Genomic DNA, 16,416 nt, shown 5'->3' with positions numbered 1-16,416 from the left:
CCGTGCCGATTCGATCGACACTGACCATGGCTGCAGACCTCTCGAACGACACCTCCGACGGGGCCGGTGCTGGCAGTCTTCTAGAACGCGCGCATGCGCGCCCACAGCGAAAGCGGCAGCAGTACGGCCTTGCGGTCGTCTGAGGTGCTCGCCTGAGCGCTCACCGCTGTGAGGATGCGACGCACGTCGGCCACCAGCTCGGCTCGCCGCTCGGCGCTGAGCGTGCCGGCTCCCGCCCGCGCGAACTGCTCCAGTTCAGCCGCCCGAAGCAGGTCGGCGACCGGCTCGGGGGGCATGTGGTAGAGATTGCCCACCCGCGCCGCGAAGGCTCGGGCCGTCTCGCCCTGCACCACCTCGAACCGATAGTCGCTGAGGGTGTCGGCGACCTCGGCCCAGCCGAGCGTTGCCGGGCTCTCGGAGCGCATCATCGCGCGGAGGCGTCGCCAGCGCCGTGACCTACGCACCACCGCGGGAATCGCAGCCAACAGCACGACGAGAACCACGACGACAAGAGCGATCAGCCAGGCCCGGCCCTGCTCGGCCGCCTGCACCTGCGGGTCGACGACCTGTCCGGCCGTGGGGTCGGTGAGCGCCTTCGCCTTCGGCGTGGTGGGTGCCGCAGTGCTGCCGGCACTGTCGCGCGTCGGTGCCGTCGCCGAAACCGCCGCGTAGTTGGCCAGCGAGTACGCCGGCGGAACCAGCCCGAGTCCCGGGGTCGGCTCGAACGACAGCCAGCCGATACCGGCGAACCACAGCTCCGGCCAGGCGTGGAGCTGGTCGCTGTAGACGTCGTAGCTCGTCGTACCGTCGGCCTGCGTCGACTTCGGGTTGCCGGGGTGGTAGCCGATCGCGATGCGTGCCGGAATTCCCAGCGTGCGGGCCATCACCGCCATGGCCGAGGCGAAGTGGATGCAGTAGCCGCTCTTCGCCGATAAGAACGTCGCCACCGCGGCGAAGTTTCCGCCGTCGTAGTGACCCTCGACCGGTGCGGTCACCGAATACGTGAAGGCTCCCGAGGTGAAGTACTTCTGCAGCGCGACGGCCTTGTCGTAGTTCGAAGACACGCCCGCCGTCACGCTGCGCGCGGTATTGCGGATGAACGGCGAGATGTCGTCGGGCAGAGCGACGAAGCTCGACAGCGCCTCGGGCACCGTCGGGTCAGCCGATTCGAGTTGCGCCGCGGTCGGCTGCAGATCGAGGCTCGTCGCCGAGTAGTTCTGCCCGTCAGAATTGTTGTCGACACTGGTCACGGTGAGGCTGCCGGGAGTGACAGTCCAGTCTCCGCTCAACCCGCTCACAGCAGTGGCCGGGTAGGGCAAGGGCAGCCAGTCGCTGCGCAGCCCGCTGACCTGCACCGAGGTGGTGATGTTCGACGTGGTGACGTCGCTCGCGAGGCCGTCGGGGGCATCCAGACCCGACGCCAGCGCGTGTGACCCATCAGTGCTCTCGGGCTGCCAGGCGCCATCGGTGAAGTCGTCGATGTTCACCAGCTTGAGGTAGAGCCCGCTCGTCGACGTGGTCGTGTACGACAACGACAACACCGGATTCGAACGCCGCAGATCGAGGCTGAGCTGGATGGTCGGGTCGACGCCGCTCGAATACACCGAAGGCAGCTGGGCGGCGAGGGGCGTGTGGAACGATTCCGGCGTGAGCCCCGGGGTCACCGCAGGCAGAACGATGGCCAAGGCGATGGCGAGCACCCCCGACAGCACGGCGCGCAGGCCGTTACGACCGGCTCGGATACCGCCGCGGATGCTCGGCGGTTCCGGAAGGCGTGCAGCCACGCCGAAGCGCGAGGTGAGCCACAACAACAGCAGATAGAGCGCGGCGATGAAGGCGAAGAGCGTGGTGTCGAAAACCTGCTGGTGAATCGCGTAGGGCACGCTGAGAATCGCCAGCGGAACGAGTCCGGCGAGGGCGGGCATCCGCACGGCGAAGACGAGCGCGTCGGCGAGCAAGGCCAGCAGACCGAACGACAGCCCGAGCAGGGCGACGATCGACGTCACGGGATCGGCCGGAATGCTCTGCACCGCGATGGAGGCGCCCGCGTCGGCGAGGCCGCCGCGAATCGTGCGCAGGGTGTCGAAGCTGGGCAGCACTCCGAACAGCGCCTCGTCGGGAGCGAACATCACCGTGATGGTCACGACCCAGGCGACGAAGGCCGCGAGCGATGGAACCACTCCGGGCACGCGGAACAGGCGGGTCAGGGCCGCGACGGCGAGCACCACACCGGTGACGAACGCGGTGCTCCACCACCAGTTGTCGCCCGAAAGAAGAGAGCCGATTCCGCCGAGCGGCAGCACCAGCAGCAGAAAGAGCACCGGCGCTAGGGCCGCTTCGCGTGCTCGCGACGGTGGGGCGGATGCGTCTCGTCGCGCGCCGCGACGTTGTTTCGACGAGCCCGGTGCCGCGGAACCCCGGCGAGAGGCCGAAGCGTCGGCGCGCGCGGGCAGGTCGTGCGGCCGGAGCGTTGCGCTCACAGCACGAGCCGTTCGCCGTCGAGGCTGCCCCAGGCGACCGAGGGCGCTTCATCGGAGTGAACGATGTTCACGACCCACCCGCCGGCTTCGAGTTCGTCGCGCAGGTCGAGCGCCCAGGCCGGATCGCCGTGCACGGGCTCGACCACGATGATGGCCACCGCGCCCGAGCTGAGCCGAGCCGACGCCGCCAGCGATCGCGCCGAGGGCGCCGAGAGATCACCCACAACGGCGAAAACGGGAGGCAGATCGAGTGCTCCCCCGTCGTTGTGCGACAGCGCCACGCGGTAATCCACCTCGAACGCGTCGATCAGCGCAGAGTGCGCCGTGTGCAGAAGCAGAGCTTCGTCACCGGAGTGCGGTTCGAACCGCTGCCCGTTGGAGTGACCGGCTCGCCGTGAAGCAACCGTGACAGCAGCATCGTCGTGACTCTTCACCGCGACGTCTGACGAGTCGATCATGCGTACGTGAAAGCCCTCGCCCACCAGGTGCAATCCGATCGAGGCCGCCATCGAGACGGCCCATTCGAACTCACGAGAAAAAGGAGGCGCAACCGTGCTGCCGGCGTGCGCGCTACCGGTATGCGAGCTGCCGGCATAGCTGGTGAAAGCCGAGTCGAGAATGACCACCGCGTGCTGATCGTTCTGCTGATCATCCTGACGCACCATCAGTTCGCCGAACCGCGCCGTCGCCGACCAGTTCACCCGGCGCATCGAGTCGCCCGTCTGGTATTTGCGCGAAATGACGTCGTGCTCGCCGCCCGCGCCCAGCCGGCGCGACTGCCGGGCAGACCCGGAGCCCGAGGCGAGGCGCAGAGCTCCGTGCGGCAAGGGAACGGTCGAGGGCGTCACGGTGAGCACGTCCGTTCCTCCCACCCGCCGGCGACCAACCGCCATGCCGAACGGGTCGGTGATGAGCAGGGTGAAGGGCCCGATCGCGTGTTGCCCGCGGTGCCCGGCATCGAGTTCGTAACCGAGCGACACCGCTTCTGGCGCCTCGGTCGCCGACGAGCGGAAGCCACGAATGCGCTTCAACGACTCCGGTGCCGTTGCCCTAAGGGGCGCCGGAACAGCGTCGAACCAGGCACCTTCCGGCCCCGGCATGCTGCCCCAGTTACGCACGATCAGCCGAACGGCGACGACGCTTCCCGCGGCGGCCAATTCTGGCGAGAACCGTCGCTCAACGGTGAAGGGAAGTCGGTAGAGCGAGACCCCGAACGCGGCCAGCACCGGCAGAGCCACGAGGAAGATGCCGACGAACGCGAACTCGCGCCGTTGCAGCACCTCCATCACCACAAACACGGCGATTCCGGTCACGAGGAATGCCCAGCCCCGAAGCGTCAGCCGCGGCAGCCGGCGAAAAAGGCGAGCGGCGGCGGCCATCTCAGGCCTTCCGGGCCGCCACGAGCGGTACGGAGGTGTTCGCCACGATGCGCCGCAGCACCTCGTCGACCGCACGATTTGCACCGCTGCCGGAACCCCCGGCACCGATTCCGCCCGCGCGGTTGTCGGCCAGCGACCGCCTGGTGAGCAGAACGCGGTGCGCCAGAACCGGGATGACCAGCTCGTCGATATCGTCGGGCAGCACATAATCGCGCCCGTCGAGTGCGGCAGAGACCTTCGCCGCACGCACCAGGTGCAGGGTGGCCCGCGGGCTCACGCCCAGCCGGATGTCGGGGTCTTTTCGTGTCGCTTGAGCGAGATTCACCGCGTACTGCTCCACGGCGGGCGAGACGAAGACGCTGCGAGCGACCTCGATCATGTGCATCAGCTGCTCGCGCGTGACGACGGCGTCGATGGTGTCGAGCGGGCTTTGCAACTCACGGTTGTGCAGCATCGCGAGCTCTGCCTTGGCATCGGGGTAACCCATCGAGACGCGCACCATGAACCTGTCGCGCTGCGCTTCGGGCAACGCGTACGTTCCCTCCATCTCGATGGGGTTCTGCGTAGCGACAACACTGAACGGCGCGTCGAGAAAGTAGGTCTGCCCGTCGATCGAAACCTGGCGCTCCTCCATACACTCGAGCAGAGCCGATTGGGTCTTGGGTGACGCGCGGTTGATCTCGTCGGCGATGACGATGTTCGCGAACACGGCACCGGGCTTGAACTCGAATTCGCGCTCGTGCTGGTTGTAGATCGACACCCCCGTGACGTCTGACGGCAGCAGGTCGGGGGTGAACTGAATGCGGCTCACAGAGCAGCCGACCGACCGCGCCAGCGCCTTCGCCAGCGTGGTCTTGCCGACCCCGGGCACGTCTTCGACGAGAAGGTGGCCCTCGGCCAAGAGCACGACGAGCGAGAGCCGAGCGATCTCACTCTTACCGTTGATCACCCGCTGCAGGTTGGCCAGGATGGCCGAGGAGAGTTCACCGAACTCCGTCAGCCCATCGGGGCCGGCCTGCGCCAGCACTGCGCCAGGGCGCCGTGAGGCGCCTGACGACTGCTGTCCAACCATGTTGGTCATGCTGCCACGTTGGTCATAGTGCGTGCCACCTCCGGTGTGTGCGCATGATTGTATCCCGGCAAACTCCGCAGTGAGCCAGAAACATTATCGGCGGCGACCGGTTTAGCACAAGTCCCCCTGCTTCTGCGCTTCTGCGCTCGTCGGCCCGCGTATTTTTGACGTATGAAGGCGACGAACTAGTGGGGCTCTTGCTCTACGGCAGCCCGAGCATCGAGATCAGCTTCGACGACCGGGCTCTCCAGCATCTGCAGATCGTGATCACCGCGAAACTCCGGCGCCGCGAGAGTTTCGTCTTCTCGTGGAACGACTCGGCCGACATCGGCAGCGGGCGCAGTTCGATCTGGCTCGATCCCTCGAGCACTCTGTACTACCGCTATTACGGCAGCCGGGTGCCCGCCATCAATCGCGAGTGGATCGACATTTTGATGGAATCGGCCAACAGCGGGTCGGGCCTCTTTTTCTTACCGGAACCTGGCACCGCCGGCCACACGACGCCGTCCGCGCCGCGCGGCCGTTCGTAGGAGGCACGATGGCACCCTGGCAAGCGCCCCTCACCGACGCCGAGCACCAGCTCGTCTTCTATTTCTTGACCGTGGCGACCCTGGCGTTGTTCGCGGGATTCGTGCGCAGCGTCATAACGCAGAGCGAAGTCGGCTCGCGGTTTCGCCCGGCCGTCGTCGCCCGGCTCTCGATCACCGCTGTCGCGACGCTCACCTATCTGTTTCTGCTGCTCACGTTCGCAACCGCGTACACGAAGACCCCGGGAGGCTTTGCTCCCACCGACGGGGCTCAGTCTCTCTGGTCGTTGCGCTACATGGAGTGGTCGGTCAGCGTTCCCCTGCTCACCTTCGAGCTGCTCGCGGTCTGCACGCTCATCGGTGTCGCGGCGCGCCGTGCGCAGTTTCTCGCAGGCGCCAGCGCCTTCGCGATGATCTTCTGCGGCTTCTTGGGTGCGATCGTCATCAACGGCGGAATCGACACGGCCACGCTGCTGATCTGGGGCGGCATCAGCTGCGTCTTCTGGATTCTCACGAATGTGATCTTGATTCATGCGGTTGTACGTTCACTCCCCGGTGTCACGCCGACCGCCGCGCGCCTGATGCGCAACGCGACCATTCTGTTGTTGTCGGGCTGGATCGTCTACCCGGCCGTCTTCGTCATCCAGATCTTCGGCACCGGTGGCGGCTGGGCCGCGACCATGCAGATCGCCCTGTGCTCGGCCGACGTGATCGTGAAGCTCGGATTCGGCACGCTCATCCAGCGGGTGGCGAAACTGCGCACCGCAGAAGACGTGCGCGCCGGCGACGATGTGCATGCGGAGTCCATCTGGATCTCGTCGGTCAAACAGTCAGACGCGGGTCAGCCGCTCGAGGTGCACCTCGCCGAAGGAGCCCACGTGCATCCGCGGCAGGCCCGGCCGCCGATGAGCGCGGCCGTGGCATCGACGCAGCCGTATGTCGCGCCCGACGACATCGTCAATCGCGACGCCGAAGACGACATCCCGGGGCTCTGACCGGCTACTCAGCGTGTTTCGGGCTCAGCGTGTTGCGGCGACGATGACGAAGATCGTACCCAGCACTGCCGCCGCAAGAGCGATGACGGTCAGGGCCGCCAGAAGCAGTCCGCCCGATGCGAGCCGAGCTCCCGTGGGCGCTGCCGACGAGGCGACAAGCGATTCGTGCGCTCGGCGGTAGCGACGATCGGCTGAGAACAAGAAAAGTGCCGATGCGGCCAAGCCGAGCATCCCGATCGCGTACGACCAGAGGCCGAAGGCGGCCGCGAGCACGCGGGCTGCGGCCAGCGAACCGAGTGCGAGCGAGAGAGCAGTGCGCCGCCACGCCAACGCCGTTCGCTCGGCCTGGAGTCCCCGGTCGAAAGGCGCGTCGGTGAGCGAGCGGGCACGACTCACGGCTGGCCGCTCGCGAACAGCAGCCCGAGAACCACCAGCAGTCCGGCGAGAATAACGGCGACGCCGAGCGGCCCGGCCACAACCGGCGCGGGCAGCGGGCGGTTCTGACGCAGGGCCTTTTCGGTGCGCATCCAGCCGAACCACGCCTGCAACGGGGTGAGGATGCCCGCCACGATCAGCACAAGCGCAGCAACGAGCCGAAACCCGGAGTTGAGCGACAGCCCGAAGGCCTCGAGCGCGACACCGGCCGCGATGAGGGCGAGAGCCGTGCGGATCCAGGCGAGAAACGTGCGCTCATTCGCCAAGGAGAAGCGCGGGTCGGGCTCGTCACCCACACCGTAGACGCCCTGCGGAAACCGGCGAGCCGCATCGGGCTGCACCGCGCCAGCCTGCACCGCGTCGGCTTGCACGAGTGAGGCCTCGCCCAGGGGCGGCGTGGGCCCAGCGGCAGGCGGCGTCTCGTCGGCAGGTTCGGTCACGGTGACATCACTCCCCCATTGTCGTCGGTCGTGACGGCCGCGCGCCACCGGCGCACCGGTGCACGGGTGCACCGCCGGGCCCCCTGCCCGCCCGGCCACCTGTGCAACCCTTTGCGCAACCCCTTCGGCGACCCACTGCCGAAACTCGGCGCCCTGTTACGGTGGGGCTATGGTGTCTACCCCCGCCGACGCGACCACGATCACGAGTGATCGCGGCCTCCTGCTCGTCACCGGCGGAGCGGGGTTCATCGGCGGAGCCATCGTGAACCAGGCGCTCGAGGCCGGCTGGCGCGTTCGCGTTCTCGACAACCTGCGCGCCGACGTGCACGCAGCGCAGCCCGCGACCGGCACCGAGTTCGTGAGCCCGTTCGTGAGCCCGTTCGCCGACCCGCGGGTCGACTTCCGGCTCGGTGACGTCACCGACCCTGCGGCCGTGGCGGATGCCCTGCAGGGCGTCACCGTCGTCAGCCATCAGGCGGCGAAAGTGGGCCTCGGTGTCGACTTCTCCGACGCACCGGACTACGTCGCGAGCAACGACCTCGGCACCGCGGTGCTGCTGGCGGCGATGGCGCGCGCCGGCCTCAAGCGGCTGGTGCTGGCCTCGTCGATGGTGGTCTACGGCGAGGGAAAGTACCGCCGGGCATCCACCGTCGACGACGCTTCTGGCGCAGGCGCCGCTGCCGTGGGCACACCCGCGTCGAGTGCCGTGCGCCCGGCTCCTCGACGAATCGCAGATCTTGAAGCGGGCAGGTTCGACCCCGTCGATCCCGTCACCGGAGAAGCGCTCGCCCCCGACTTCATCAACGAAGACGACCCGCTCGACCCCCGTAACGTCTACGCTTCGAGCAAACTGGCACAGGAGCACCTCGCCTCGGCATGGGCGCGCTCGACGGGCGGACGCGTGATCGCCCTGCGCTACCACAACGTCTACGGGCCGGGAATGCCGCAGAACACGCCCTACGCAGGAGTCGCGTCGCTGTTCCGTTCCGCACTCGAGCGGGGCGAAGCGCCTCGGGTCTTCGAAGACGGCAACCAGCGCCGTGACTTCGTGCACGTGCGAGACATCGCGGGCGCAAACCTCGCCGCGATCGACGCGACCGGCGGTGGCGCGGGCGTGATGGGCGCAGAAGTGATGGGCACAGACGCGATGGGCACCGACGCGGGCGCCGCGAATGGCGGCGCGGCAGATGGCGGCGCGGCGAATGGCGCTATGGCGGATGCGCCCGGCTTTCGCGCCTACAACGTGGGCAGCGGCGACGTGCACACCATCGGCGACCTGGCCACCGCGCTCAGCCGCTTCGCGGGCGGCCCCGAACCCGTGTTCACCGGCGAATTCCGGCTCGGCGACGTTCGGCACATCACCGCATCATCTGAACGGCTGCGGAGCGAGCTCGGCTGGCACCCCACCATGTCGTTCGACGACGGCATGCGCGAGTTCGCGACGGCTCCCCTGCGCGCCGCGGTCAGCTCGTGAGCGACACCGGCGAGGCGACCGGTGGACTGGCGTTGGTCGACGTGATTCTGCCGTGCCTCAACGAGGCCGCCGCGCTGCCCTGGGTGCTCGGCCGCCTGCCCCCGGGCTACCGTGCGATCGTGGTCGACAATGGCTCGACCGACGACTCGGCAGCGGTCGCCCGCGATCTTGGCGCCCTCGTCGTGACGGAATCCCGCCGCGGCTTCGGTTCGGCCGCCCACGCCGGCCTGCTCGCCGCCACCGCGCCGATCGTGGCCTTCTGCGACGCCGACGCCTCGATGGATCCGGCCGAGCTCCCGCGCCTGGTCGCCCTGCTGACCGGCGACGCCACGGCCGATCTTGTGCTCGGTCGTCGCCGGCCGACCACCCGGGGATCCTGGCCGCTGCACGCGCGGCTGGCCAACCGCGCGCTGAGCACGTTGATTCGCGTGCGTGCCCACATTCGCCTGCACGACCTCGGTCCCATGCGTGCCGCTCGGCGTGAGCCTCTGCTCACGCTCGAACTGCAGGATCGCCGCAGCGGGTATCCGCTCGAGATGGTGTTGCGAGCATCCGCTGCCGGATGGCGCATCGCCGAGCTCGACACCTCGTACTCGCCCCGAGTCGGCCGTTCCAAAGTCACCGGTACCCTTCGCGGCACCATCGTCGCCATCAACGACATGTCGCGCCTGTTGGCTGCCGTCAAACGCGGGGGCGGCCAGGCTTGACTCTGCGCGCGGGGGCTTGGCCTTCGGCGCGGGGGCGCCCGTCGGCTATTCGGCGTCGGTGAATCTCGGGCGCGGGGGTGCGCCGCGTTTTCGTGGGTTGAAGACCGTCGGTGGGTCGGGGTTGGTGAGGCGGTCTGATGTTTGTCGGCATCTCTGGGGTCGTTGTTGATGGTCGACCCATTTCGGTGGAATCAGATGCGGCACCCCATCCACCATGACCAGCCGCCAGTCGGCCGTGTGGAGATGGTTGTGGTGGAACTTGCACAACAACGCCCCGTTACACACATCCGTCACACCAAGCATGTGGGAGTCGTCTTTCCAGTCCACGACATGGTGGCTCTCGCAGAACTGCGGGGGCCGGTTACAGCCCTTCCACACACACCCGCCATCACGATTCGCCAACGCACGGTTCTGCGCGGCACTGAACAGGCGCCTCGTTTTCCCGAGGTGCAGCACTTCCCCGTGCGCTCCGAACACGGTCGTGACGATGTCGGCGTGGCAGAGAGTCTGCGCGACAACGGACGCGGGCACGGGTTCGTCGATGCCGTCGATCCAGCCCACCCCACGCCCACTGACGACGTCGTCGAGGGTGGCGTGGATGTTCAGCACCGGCCGTGCACCGTTGATCTGCGGCATCCCCGACAAGCCTGCGGCGACCCGGATGACTTCCGTGAACACATCCACCCGACGCTGCGGCAAAGTACGCGTATCCACCGCTACCGCCTCCGCATCAGCCACCGCCTCAGCGTCAGCATCAATGGCGGTGGCCGTGGCGGTGGTGGCGGCGAGGGTGCCGGCTCCCGTGTCGGCATGGGGTGTGCCGGGGTCGAACGGGATGTGTCCGGCGACGCGGGGGCTGGAGATCGCGTGATCAACCGCCATCCACACCCCGCCCTGCTCCGGCGTCAACACCCCGTTCACACGGATGCACCCTGAGCGGGTGTTCGAGAATGTCAGACCGCGTTTCGTTTCCAAGTCTTTGTACCGCGGTTCGGCGCCGTCAGCGTCGAGCGACTCTCTCGCCCGGACAGCGAGCCCACGAATATCATCCGCACCGAACCCCACCCCACCGACCCCGTCAACAGCCCACTCAACGAGTCGCCGCTCGACCGCACGGATCTCCTCGGTGCCGCAGTTCGGCGCAGCCTCCGACAGCGGGCGAACGATCGCGTCGGCGGTGTCGACACCGATCAGACCCGACCGCAGAGCGTCTTCGACCTCCGGGAACTGCGACGGGACAGGCATCCCAACCACGACCGAGGGCAGCACCTGCGCACCGAGCTTCGTTCGCGCCCGAGCTGTCGACCGCGACACCGACGTTGACGCGACAATCAGTTCGACGGCGTTCGCGAACCCTTGTTTGCGTGCGAGTGACTCTTCACCGAGTTCGTGTCTGCTGCGGTCGGCGACATCTCCGGCCACCTGCGTACGTAACCCGTCTACCAGCCTGCCCAGCCGCTCCACCGCAACCAGACCGGCCAACAATTCTTCGTCGGCAAGCCCGCAGGGCGCGGCAGCCCGGAACACCCCACACTCACCACACGCCCGGGCCGCCTCCGCCAACAGCACACCCAACGACACCCGCGCGGCATCGGCCACGTCGGGATCGTGGGGGCCGCCGGCGGTGCTGCCAGGGGTGTTGGGAGGTGTTGCGGACATAGACCGATCATACCACAATACCGAGGTATTCTCATTACCAAAGTGGCACCGCACCACGGGAATCCGCACCCCGAAACACCCACCCCGGGCATCCCGGGCTGCCGCGCCCTACCGGGCTTGCCACCAAACGACCTACCGCACCACCACAAATACCACCACCCACCGACACCGAAACCCGCCCGTCACCTCCCCGAGACGGTCACCAAGAGCGTGCGATTGCACCAACGATCGAACGAGCGCGAAATGGCGAACGGCGAGGGTTTCGAGAGCCATCTCCTCCCCGCTCCCTGTGCGTTTGCACAGTGACCGCTGGCCGAACCATCCATCCCCATCTCCGCTCCGAACATATGCCGAGGGATGCATGCAGGTGTTCTTCATCAATCGTCAGGAGACACCATGCTCACCGTTGTCGTTATCGCCAAAGAGTGCGTTCCCGGCCGAGTGAAGACCCGGCTCACGCCCGCTTTGAGTTACGAGCAGGCCGCATCCGTAGCGTTCGCGAGCCTCACCGACACCCTCGAAGCCGTCAATCACATTGCGGCGACTCGTCGGATTCTGGCCTTCGACGGCAACCCAGACAACGCTCCCGACGAGGCAGATGGCTTCGAAATCATTCAGCAGGCCTGCGGCGGTCTCGACACCCGGCTCGCCGCGATCTTCGACCAGTGCACGGGGCCGACGCTTCTCGTCGGCATGGACACGCCCCAGCTGACCGCGGCCGACCTGAATGCGGCGGCACGGGGCATGCAGCTGGCCGCACAGCACGGCGATGCGGCCAGCGCCTGGCTCGGGTTCGCGAACGACGGCGGATTCTGGGCGCTTGGAATGACCCACCCCGACGGCGACCACATCCGCGGCGTCGCCATGTCACAGCACAACACCGGGCGCGTTCAGCTCGAGCGCCTGCTCGACGCTGGTCTCGAGGTGTCGCTGCTCTCCGAGCTGATCGATGTTGACACGTTCGCCGATGCGGTCGACGTCGCCGCCCTCGCGCCGCACTCACGCTTCGCGCGGGCGTTCGCCGCGGCCGTGCGCGCCCCCGAACTCGTGCCCGCACCGGCCACCCGCCCGGTCGTCGCCCACACGGCGGCGCGGCCGTGACGGGCATCACGCCCGTGACCGGCATCACGCCCGTGACCGGAGCCGCGCCCTCCCCAGCCACCTTCGGCAGCGGCGGCGGCGAGCCCTACACGCGTGCCCTGCAGAACAGCGGGCTGCTGCGCCTGGTGGCCGACGACCGTCTCGTCGACACCGCGGTGATGGATGTTCGCCGCTGGAGCAGCGGCGCCGACGCCACCGACATGAGCCTCATCGAAGAAGGCTCCGGCCCGCTGCTCGACATCGGCTGCGGCCCCGGTCGTATGGTGGCGGCCGCTCTGACCATCGGATACGCCGCCCTCGGCGTCGATGTGTCGCAGGCCGCCGTCGACCTCGCACGGAGGTCGGGCATCCCCGCCCTGCGCGCGTCGGTCTTCGACACACTGCCGCACGAAGGCGAGTGGATGACCGTGCTTCTCGTCGACGGAAACATCGGTATCGGCGGCGATCCCTCCGCTCTGTTGCGGCGGTGCGCAGAGCTGCTCTCTGCCACCGGATGCGCGCTCGTCGAGGTGCACAACGATCCGCAGCTGGATCGCTCCTTCGACTGCCGCGTCGTCGGAGACGACGGAACCGCAAGCGACCTCTTTCCCTGGAGCGAGATCGGCGTGACGGCGTTGGAACGCCGTGCATCCGGTGCCGGGTTGCGGGTGAGCGAGAGCTGGCAGCGACAGGGTCGCAGCTTCGCGAGACTGATGCGCTCGTAACATCGCAAAAACTGGGACTTGTCAAGGAATTTGCAGCGGAAACGCCTGTTTGAACCGAAATTCATACGCTCGTACGGCAACATGGTGAAATCACCGACCGTAACGAGAGGGCATTCCGGCCGACGCATATGACTTCCCCACACTCGCCGCTCAAGCACTCGAAACGCCCCTCTCAGAGCCCCATCGGCACCTTTCTGAAGATCTTGGTGGCCGTCGTCGTGGTCTTCGCGGTGAGTTCGACGTCGGTCGCTGCGATCGCTGTGTACCAGACGCTGAGCAAGATCGGCCCGGGCATCCAGCTCGCCGACCCCAACGCGACGGCCGCTGCTATTCCGAGTGTCGGCGCCATCGAGGGCGGCGTGAACCTGCTGCTGGCCGGAACCGACACGCGAACCGACCAGGGCGACGCGTTCAGTGACGCGGCGAACCAAGACGCATCATCTGGTGCGGGTAATAACGACGTGACGATGGTGCTGCACATCTCGGCAGACCACACGAACGCCACGGTCATCAGCATTCCGCGTGACCTCATCACCGCGGTTCCCGACTGCCCCGACCCGAATGGTGACGGCGGTACCGTCAGCGGAACCGACGCGGCGATGTTCAACACCACCCTTTCGCGTGGGGGCTTAGCGTGCACCGTTCTGACGGCCGAAGCGCTCACGGGACTCAAGATCGCGTATGCCGCCGAGATCAGCTTCGACGGCGTCATCGCCATGTCGAATGCTGTCGGCGGTGTCAGCGTGTGCCTCGCGACAGCGGTCACCGACCCGTTCACGGGCCTCGACCTCGCGGCCGGTCAGCAGACGCTGGTCGGCGACCAGGCCTTGGCGTTCGTGCGCAGCCGACACGGTGTCGGCGACGGCAGCGACCTCGGACGCATCAGCAACCAGCAGGTCTTTCTCTCGGCGTTGATGCGCAAGATCACCAGCGCCGGCGTGCTGGCGAACCCCATCGCGCTGTTCTCGCTGGCGAACGCGGCCGTTGAGAACATGACCTTCTCGACCACGCTGAAAGACCCGGCGGCCATGGTCGCGATCGCTCTCGCACTCAAGAACGTCAGCCTGAGCAATCTCGTCTTCGTGCAGTATCCGGTCATCACCGACCCCGACGATGTGAACCGCGTCATCGCCGATGATGCCTCGGTCGCCGTGCTGAATGCGGCGCTGGCGAGCGATTCGCCGCTGACGCTGACCGGTGGCGTGGGTCGCGCGGCGGTAGCCGATCCGTCGACGACCGCGACGCCCGCCCCGACCGATACGTCGGCTCCGGCCGACACGACGACGCCCACCGACACGGCGACGCCGGGTGACACCTCGACTCCGACTCCGACCGACACCTCGGTGGCGCTGCCCACCAACGTGAGCGGGCAGACGGCGGCCGAAGAGACCTGCACCGTCGGCAACAACTAGCTCGCGGGCATCCGGTCACCCGTTTCGCGCGTCGGTTTTGGCCGCATTCCGAGGCTTTTTGCGGCCGAAAACGACGCGCGAACTCAACCGCGGGCGGCCGTAGCGCGAGCGCGGCGCAGGTACAGCACGCAGACGGCGGCGGTCACCACGATGAGGGCGAGCCACATCAGCGCGAGCCGTAGAACGTAGTCGAACGGCAGAACGGTGGGCGCCGGGCCTAGCGTCTTGGCGTAGATCTCGGGCACCACGAGCAGCGTCAGAATGGCTCCTACGATGACGGCACCCTGGATGATCAGCAGCACCACGCGCGAAACCCGGCGCCCGGCGCGCCGGGCCAGCACGCTGACGCCGAGCACGATGGGCGACAGCACGGCGTCGTGCAGAATGATCGCACCGAGCAACCACGCCACGACACCGAGAATGGCCATGGGGCTCTGCAGCGCAAAAAGCACCACGGCGCCGAGCACCAGCACTGCCGCACCCGCGCCGATGAGCAGCACCCGCACTCGCGCCATCGCCGGCGATACGACGATCTGCGGTTCGGTCAGTCGCGATTCGGTCACGAGGTTACCTCCAGCGAACTCAGCCATTTGGTCTGCAGCACTCCGGGCCGGCCGGGCGCGATCATGCGTGCCGGAAACCCGTGGTCGATGTCGAGCGTCTCACCGTTGAGCGTGAGAGCAACGAGAGTCGTGGGGTCGCTGACGTACTCCGAGCCCATCTGCGTGACACGGTAACCGCCCTCTTTCTCGAGGCTCGTCAGGGTGAGCGCCGAGTCAGGGCTCGCCCCGACCATGGCGACGAGACTCTGCAGGCGCACGCCGCTCCACGTCGCCATCTGGCTCCACCCCTCCACGCACGAGATAGGCAGGTCGACCGTGGTCTGCGGCAGGGCGAGCAGGGATGCCCGCGAGAACGTCTGCGAGCGCGACCCGTTCGACACGGTCAGCACCCACGCGGGATCGACGGCCGTCTTCGTGACCTGCGCCGCCGCCGCCGTGCGGTTGATCGGCAACTGGTTCGGGCCGATGCCCTTCTCGCGCGGCGCGAACACGTTGAACGGGCGCAGAAAAGCGAACGACTGACCGGCGGTGAGCAGAACGACTGCAGCCACCGACGCACCGATCGTGATCAGAAACGCACGTCGGCTGACGGATGCCCGCGACTGGGGCTCCGTCGCATCCGATTGCAGATCGGGGTCGATGCCGTCGGCCGGCGCTGTCTCGCTGAGCGCCACCTCTTCGGGCACCACCTCTTCGGCCACCACCTCTTCGGGCGCAACGTCTTCGGGCGCAACGTCATCCAGCGACGGCGTCGAGTCGATCCAGCGGAACAGCCGCCCGGTGAGGCCCGCGGCCTGCCGCACACCGGGTGCCGCCTGCAGGGCCGGCGGTACGGCGTCGATGAGCGGAGCATCCACCAGCGCCTGCTCTTCGGCTGACTGCGCGAGAGCCGGCGCGTACCCGTCGCGCTTGCGCCAGTACGTCGCGATGATGGGCAGCTTCACCCCGATGTGAATGGCCAGCGACCCGATGATGACGAACGAGAGCGCAAAGTGCGTCTCGCGAAACCCGAACGGCCACGGGTAGAACTGGTACGTATTGAGCAGCCCGATCACGATCTCGACGAGCGAGGCTCCGACGAACAGCGCGATCGACCCGCGCTCGAGCAGGCCCTTGAGCCCCGTTACTGGCGGCGTCTGAAAGAGGTTCGGAAAGACGGTGTACAGCTTGCCGAAGATCAGCGGAAAACACGCGATGCCCGCGGTGATGTGGATGCCCTGCGTCACCTGGTAGAGGTTCGCCGGCCACGTGGGAAAGCGCATCCACGGCAGCGGCTGCTGCAAGAAGTGGCTGTAGAGCCCCGTGGCGAAGCAGATCAGAAATGCCGTCGCGAGAAGTCGGCCGAGCACCACGGCGAGCCGAGGGTTACGCGTGGGGGCTGCGACCGCCCGCTGCATGTTCAGAAGCAGACGTCGCACAGGCTGTTGCTGCATGTTCCCGTATTCGGAGCGGCAGGGTGTTTAGATAG

15 protein-coding genes are annotated in these 16,416 nt (G+C 67.4%); 7 read left to right on the top strand and 8 right to left on the bottom strand.

All coding sequences use genetic code 11. From position 1 onward, the window contains the following. Positions 1-80 precede the first annotated feature (80 nt). From LQ955_RS02715 to LQ955_RS02705, 3 genes are read right to left on the bottom strand one after another with little or no spacing between them, the layout of a single operon-like run. The gene (locus tag LQ955_RS02715) at positions 81-2,480 is read right to left on the bottom strand and encodes a transglutaminase TgpA family protein (RefSeq protein WP_231026704.1); all 2,400 of its coding nucleotides are present in this window, start codon (positions 2,478-2,480) and stop codon (positions 81-83) included. Then, positions 2,477-3,859, bottom strand: coding sequence for a DUF58 domain-containing protein (locus LQ955_RS02710; protein ID WP_231026703.1), 1,383 nt, complete (start codon positions 3,857-3,859; stop codon positions 2,477-2,479). The genes LQ955_RS02715 and LQ955_RS02710 overlap by 4 nt, the downstream gene beginning before the upstream one ends. A gap of 1 nt (position 3,860) precedes the next feature. Next, positions 3,861-4,940 (bottom strand): AAA family ATPase, encoded by a 1,080-nt coding sequence (locus tag LQ955_RS02705; protein ID WP_390623424.1) that lies wholly within the window; start codon positions 4,938-4,940, stop codon positions 3,861-3,863. Positions 4,941-5,119: 179 nt separating this feature from the next. Between LQ955_RS02705 and LQ955_RS02700 the strand changes: the two genes are divergently transcribed. Both LQ955_RS02700 and LQ955_RS02695 read left to right on the top strand, forming a co-directional pair. After that, positions 5,120-5,461, top strand: a complete 342-nt coding sequence (locus LQ955_RS02700; RefSeq protein WP_231026702.1) for a DUF7882 family protein — start codon at positions 5,120-5,122, stop codon at positions 5,459-5,461. An 8-nt stretch (positions 5,462-5,469) separates the two neighbouring features. Further along, on the top strand, positions 5,470-6,453 hold the full coding sequence (locus tag LQ955_RS02695; RefSeq protein ID WP_231026701.1) for a bacteriorhodopsin: 984 nt from the start codon (positions 5,470-5,472) through the stop codon (positions 6,451-6,453). A gap of 24 nt (positions 6,454-6,477) precedes the next feature. Here the strand turns inward: LQ955_RS02695 and LQ955_RS02690 are convergent, their stop codons facing one another. Continuing rightward, positions 6,478-6,849 (bottom strand): DUF202 domain-containing protein, encoded by a 372-nt coding sequence (locus LQ955_RS02690; RefSeq protein WP_231026700.1) that lies wholly within the window; start codon positions 6,847-6,849, stop codon positions 6,478-6,480. Continuing rightward, positions 6,846-7,229 (bottom strand): YidH family protein, encoded by a 384-nt coding sequence (locus LQ955_RS02685; protein ID WP_231028238.1) that lies wholly within the window; start codon positions 7,227-7,229, stop codon positions 6,846-6,848. The genes LQ955_RS02690 and LQ955_RS02685 overlap by 4 nt, the downstream gene beginning before the upstream one ends. Positions 7,230-7,497: 268 nt before the next feature. Between LQ955_RS02685 and LQ955_RS02680 the strand changes: the two genes are divergently transcribed. Continuing rightward, positions 7,498-8,802 carry an NAD-dependent epimerase/dehydratase family protein gene (locus LQ955_RS02680; protein WP_231026699.1) on the top strand — a complete coding sequence of 435 codons (1,305 nt, stop codon included), beginning with the start codon at positions 7,498-7,500 and terminating at the stop codon, positions 8,800-8,802. Further along, the gene (locus LQ955_RS02675; protein ID WP_231026698.1) at positions 8,799-9,509 is read left to right on the top strand and encodes a glycosyltransferase family 2 protein; all 711 of its coding nucleotides are present in this window, start codon (positions 8,799-8,801) and stop codon (positions 9,507-9,509) included. Before LQ955_RS02680 ends, LQ955_RS02675 begins: the two co-directional genes overlap by 4 nt. A gap of 45 nt (positions 9,510-9,554) precedes the next feature. Here LQ955_RS02675 and LQ955_RS02670 read toward each other — a convergent pair whose 3' ends face one another. Further along, the gene (locus LQ955_RS02670) at positions 9,555-11,168 is read right to left on the bottom strand and encodes an HNH endonuclease signature motif containing protein (protein ID WP_231026697.1); all 1,614 of its coding nucleotides are present in this window, start codon (positions 11,166-11,168) and stop codon (positions 9,555-9,557) included. 396 nt (positions 11,169-11,564) lie between these two features. Here LQ955_RS02670 and LQ955_RS02665 point away from each other — a divergent pair, with 396 nt between their 5' ends. From LQ955_RS02665 to LQ955_RS02655, 3 genes are all read left to right on the top strand, one after another. Next, a complete protein-coding gene (locus LQ955_RS02665) occupies positions 11,565-12,269 on the top strand; it encodes a TIGR04282 family arsenosugar biosynthesis glycosyltransferase (RefSeq protein WP_231026696.1) in 705 nt (234 codons plus the stop codon). Next, on the top strand, positions 12,266-12,973 hold the full coding sequence (locus tag LQ955_RS02660; protein ID WP_231026695.1) for a methyltransferase domain-containing protein: 708 nt from the start codon (positions 12,266-12,268) through the stop codon (positions 12,971-12,973). Before LQ955_RS02665 ends, LQ955_RS02660 begins: the two co-directional genes overlap by 4 nt. A 128-nt stretch (positions 12,974-13,101) precedes the next feature. Beyond that, positions 13,102-14,385, top strand: coding sequence for an LCP family protein (locus LQ955_RS02655; RefSeq protein WP_231026694.1), 1,284 nt, complete (start codon positions 13,102-13,104; stop codon positions 14,383-14,385). 83 nt (positions 14,386-14,468) lie between these two features. Here the strand turns inward: LQ955_RS02655 and LQ955_RS02650 are convergent, their stop codons facing one another. Both LQ955_RS02650 and LQ955_RS02645 read right to left on the bottom strand, forming a co-directional pair. Beyond that, complete coding sequence (locus LQ955_RS02650; RefSeq protein ID WP_231026693.1) at positions 14,469-14,948, bottom strand: hypothetical protein; 480 nt, start codon at positions 14,946-14,948, stop codon at positions 14,469-14,471. Further along, on the bottom strand, positions 14,945-16,381 hold the full coding sequence (locus tag LQ955_RS02645; RefSeq protein ID WP_231026692.1) for a molybdopterin-dependent oxidoreductase: 1,437 nt from the start codon (positions 16,379-16,381) through the stop codon (positions 14,945-14,947). The genes LQ955_RS02650 and LQ955_RS02645 overlap by 4 nt, the downstream gene beginning before the upstream one ends. Between the last annotated feature and the right edge of the window lie 35 nt (positions 16,382-16,416).

The sequence above is a fragment of the Subtercola endophyticus genome (assembly GCF_021044565.1).
Taxonomy (GTDB): domain Bacteria; phylum Actinomycetota; class Actinomycetes; order Actinomycetales; family Microbacteriaceae; genus Subtercola; species Subtercola endophyticus.
The sequence above is the reverse complement of the archived record's forward strand: the minus strand, read 5'-3'. Positions and strand labels throughout refer to the sequence as shown.

What these genes read in the sequence shown, in the direction of transcription:
- LQ955_RS02655 (WP_231026694.1), top strand. Translation starts at nt 13,102, where the DNA reads ATGACTTCCCCACACTCGCCGCTCAAGCACTCGAAACGCCCCTCTCAG.
- LQ955_RS02705 (WP_390623424.1), bottom strand. Translation starts at nt 4,940, where the DNA reads ATGACCAACATGGTTGGACAGCAGTCGTCAGGCGCCTCACGGCGCCCT.
- LQ955_RS02670 (WP_231026697.1), bottom strand. Translation starts at nt 11,168, where the DNA reads ATGTCCGCAACACCTCCCAACACCCCTGGCAGCACCGCCGGCGGCCCC.
- LQ955_RS02680 (WP_231026699.1), top strand. Translation starts at nt 7,498, where the DNA reads ATGGTGTCTACCCCCGCCGACGCGACCACGATCACGAGTGATCGCGGC.
- LQ955_RS02665 (WP_231026696.1), top strand. Translation starts at nt 11,565, where the DNA reads ATGCTCACCGTTGTCGTTATCGCCAAAGAGTGCGTTCCCGGCCGAGTG.
- LQ955_RS02645 (WP_231026692.1), bottom strand. Translation starts at nt 16,381, where the DNA reads ATGCAGCAACAGCCTGTGCGACGTCTGCTTCTGAACATGCAGCGGGCG.
- LQ955_RS02710 (WP_231026703.1), bottom strand. Translation starts at nt 3,859, where the DNA reads ATGGCCGCCGCCGCTCGCCTTTTTCGCCGGCTGCCGCGGCTGACGCTT.
- LQ955_RS02695 (WP_231026701.1), top strand. Translation starts at nt 5,470, where the DNA reads ATGGCACCCTGGCAAGCGCCCCTCACCGACGCCGAGCACCAGCTCGTC.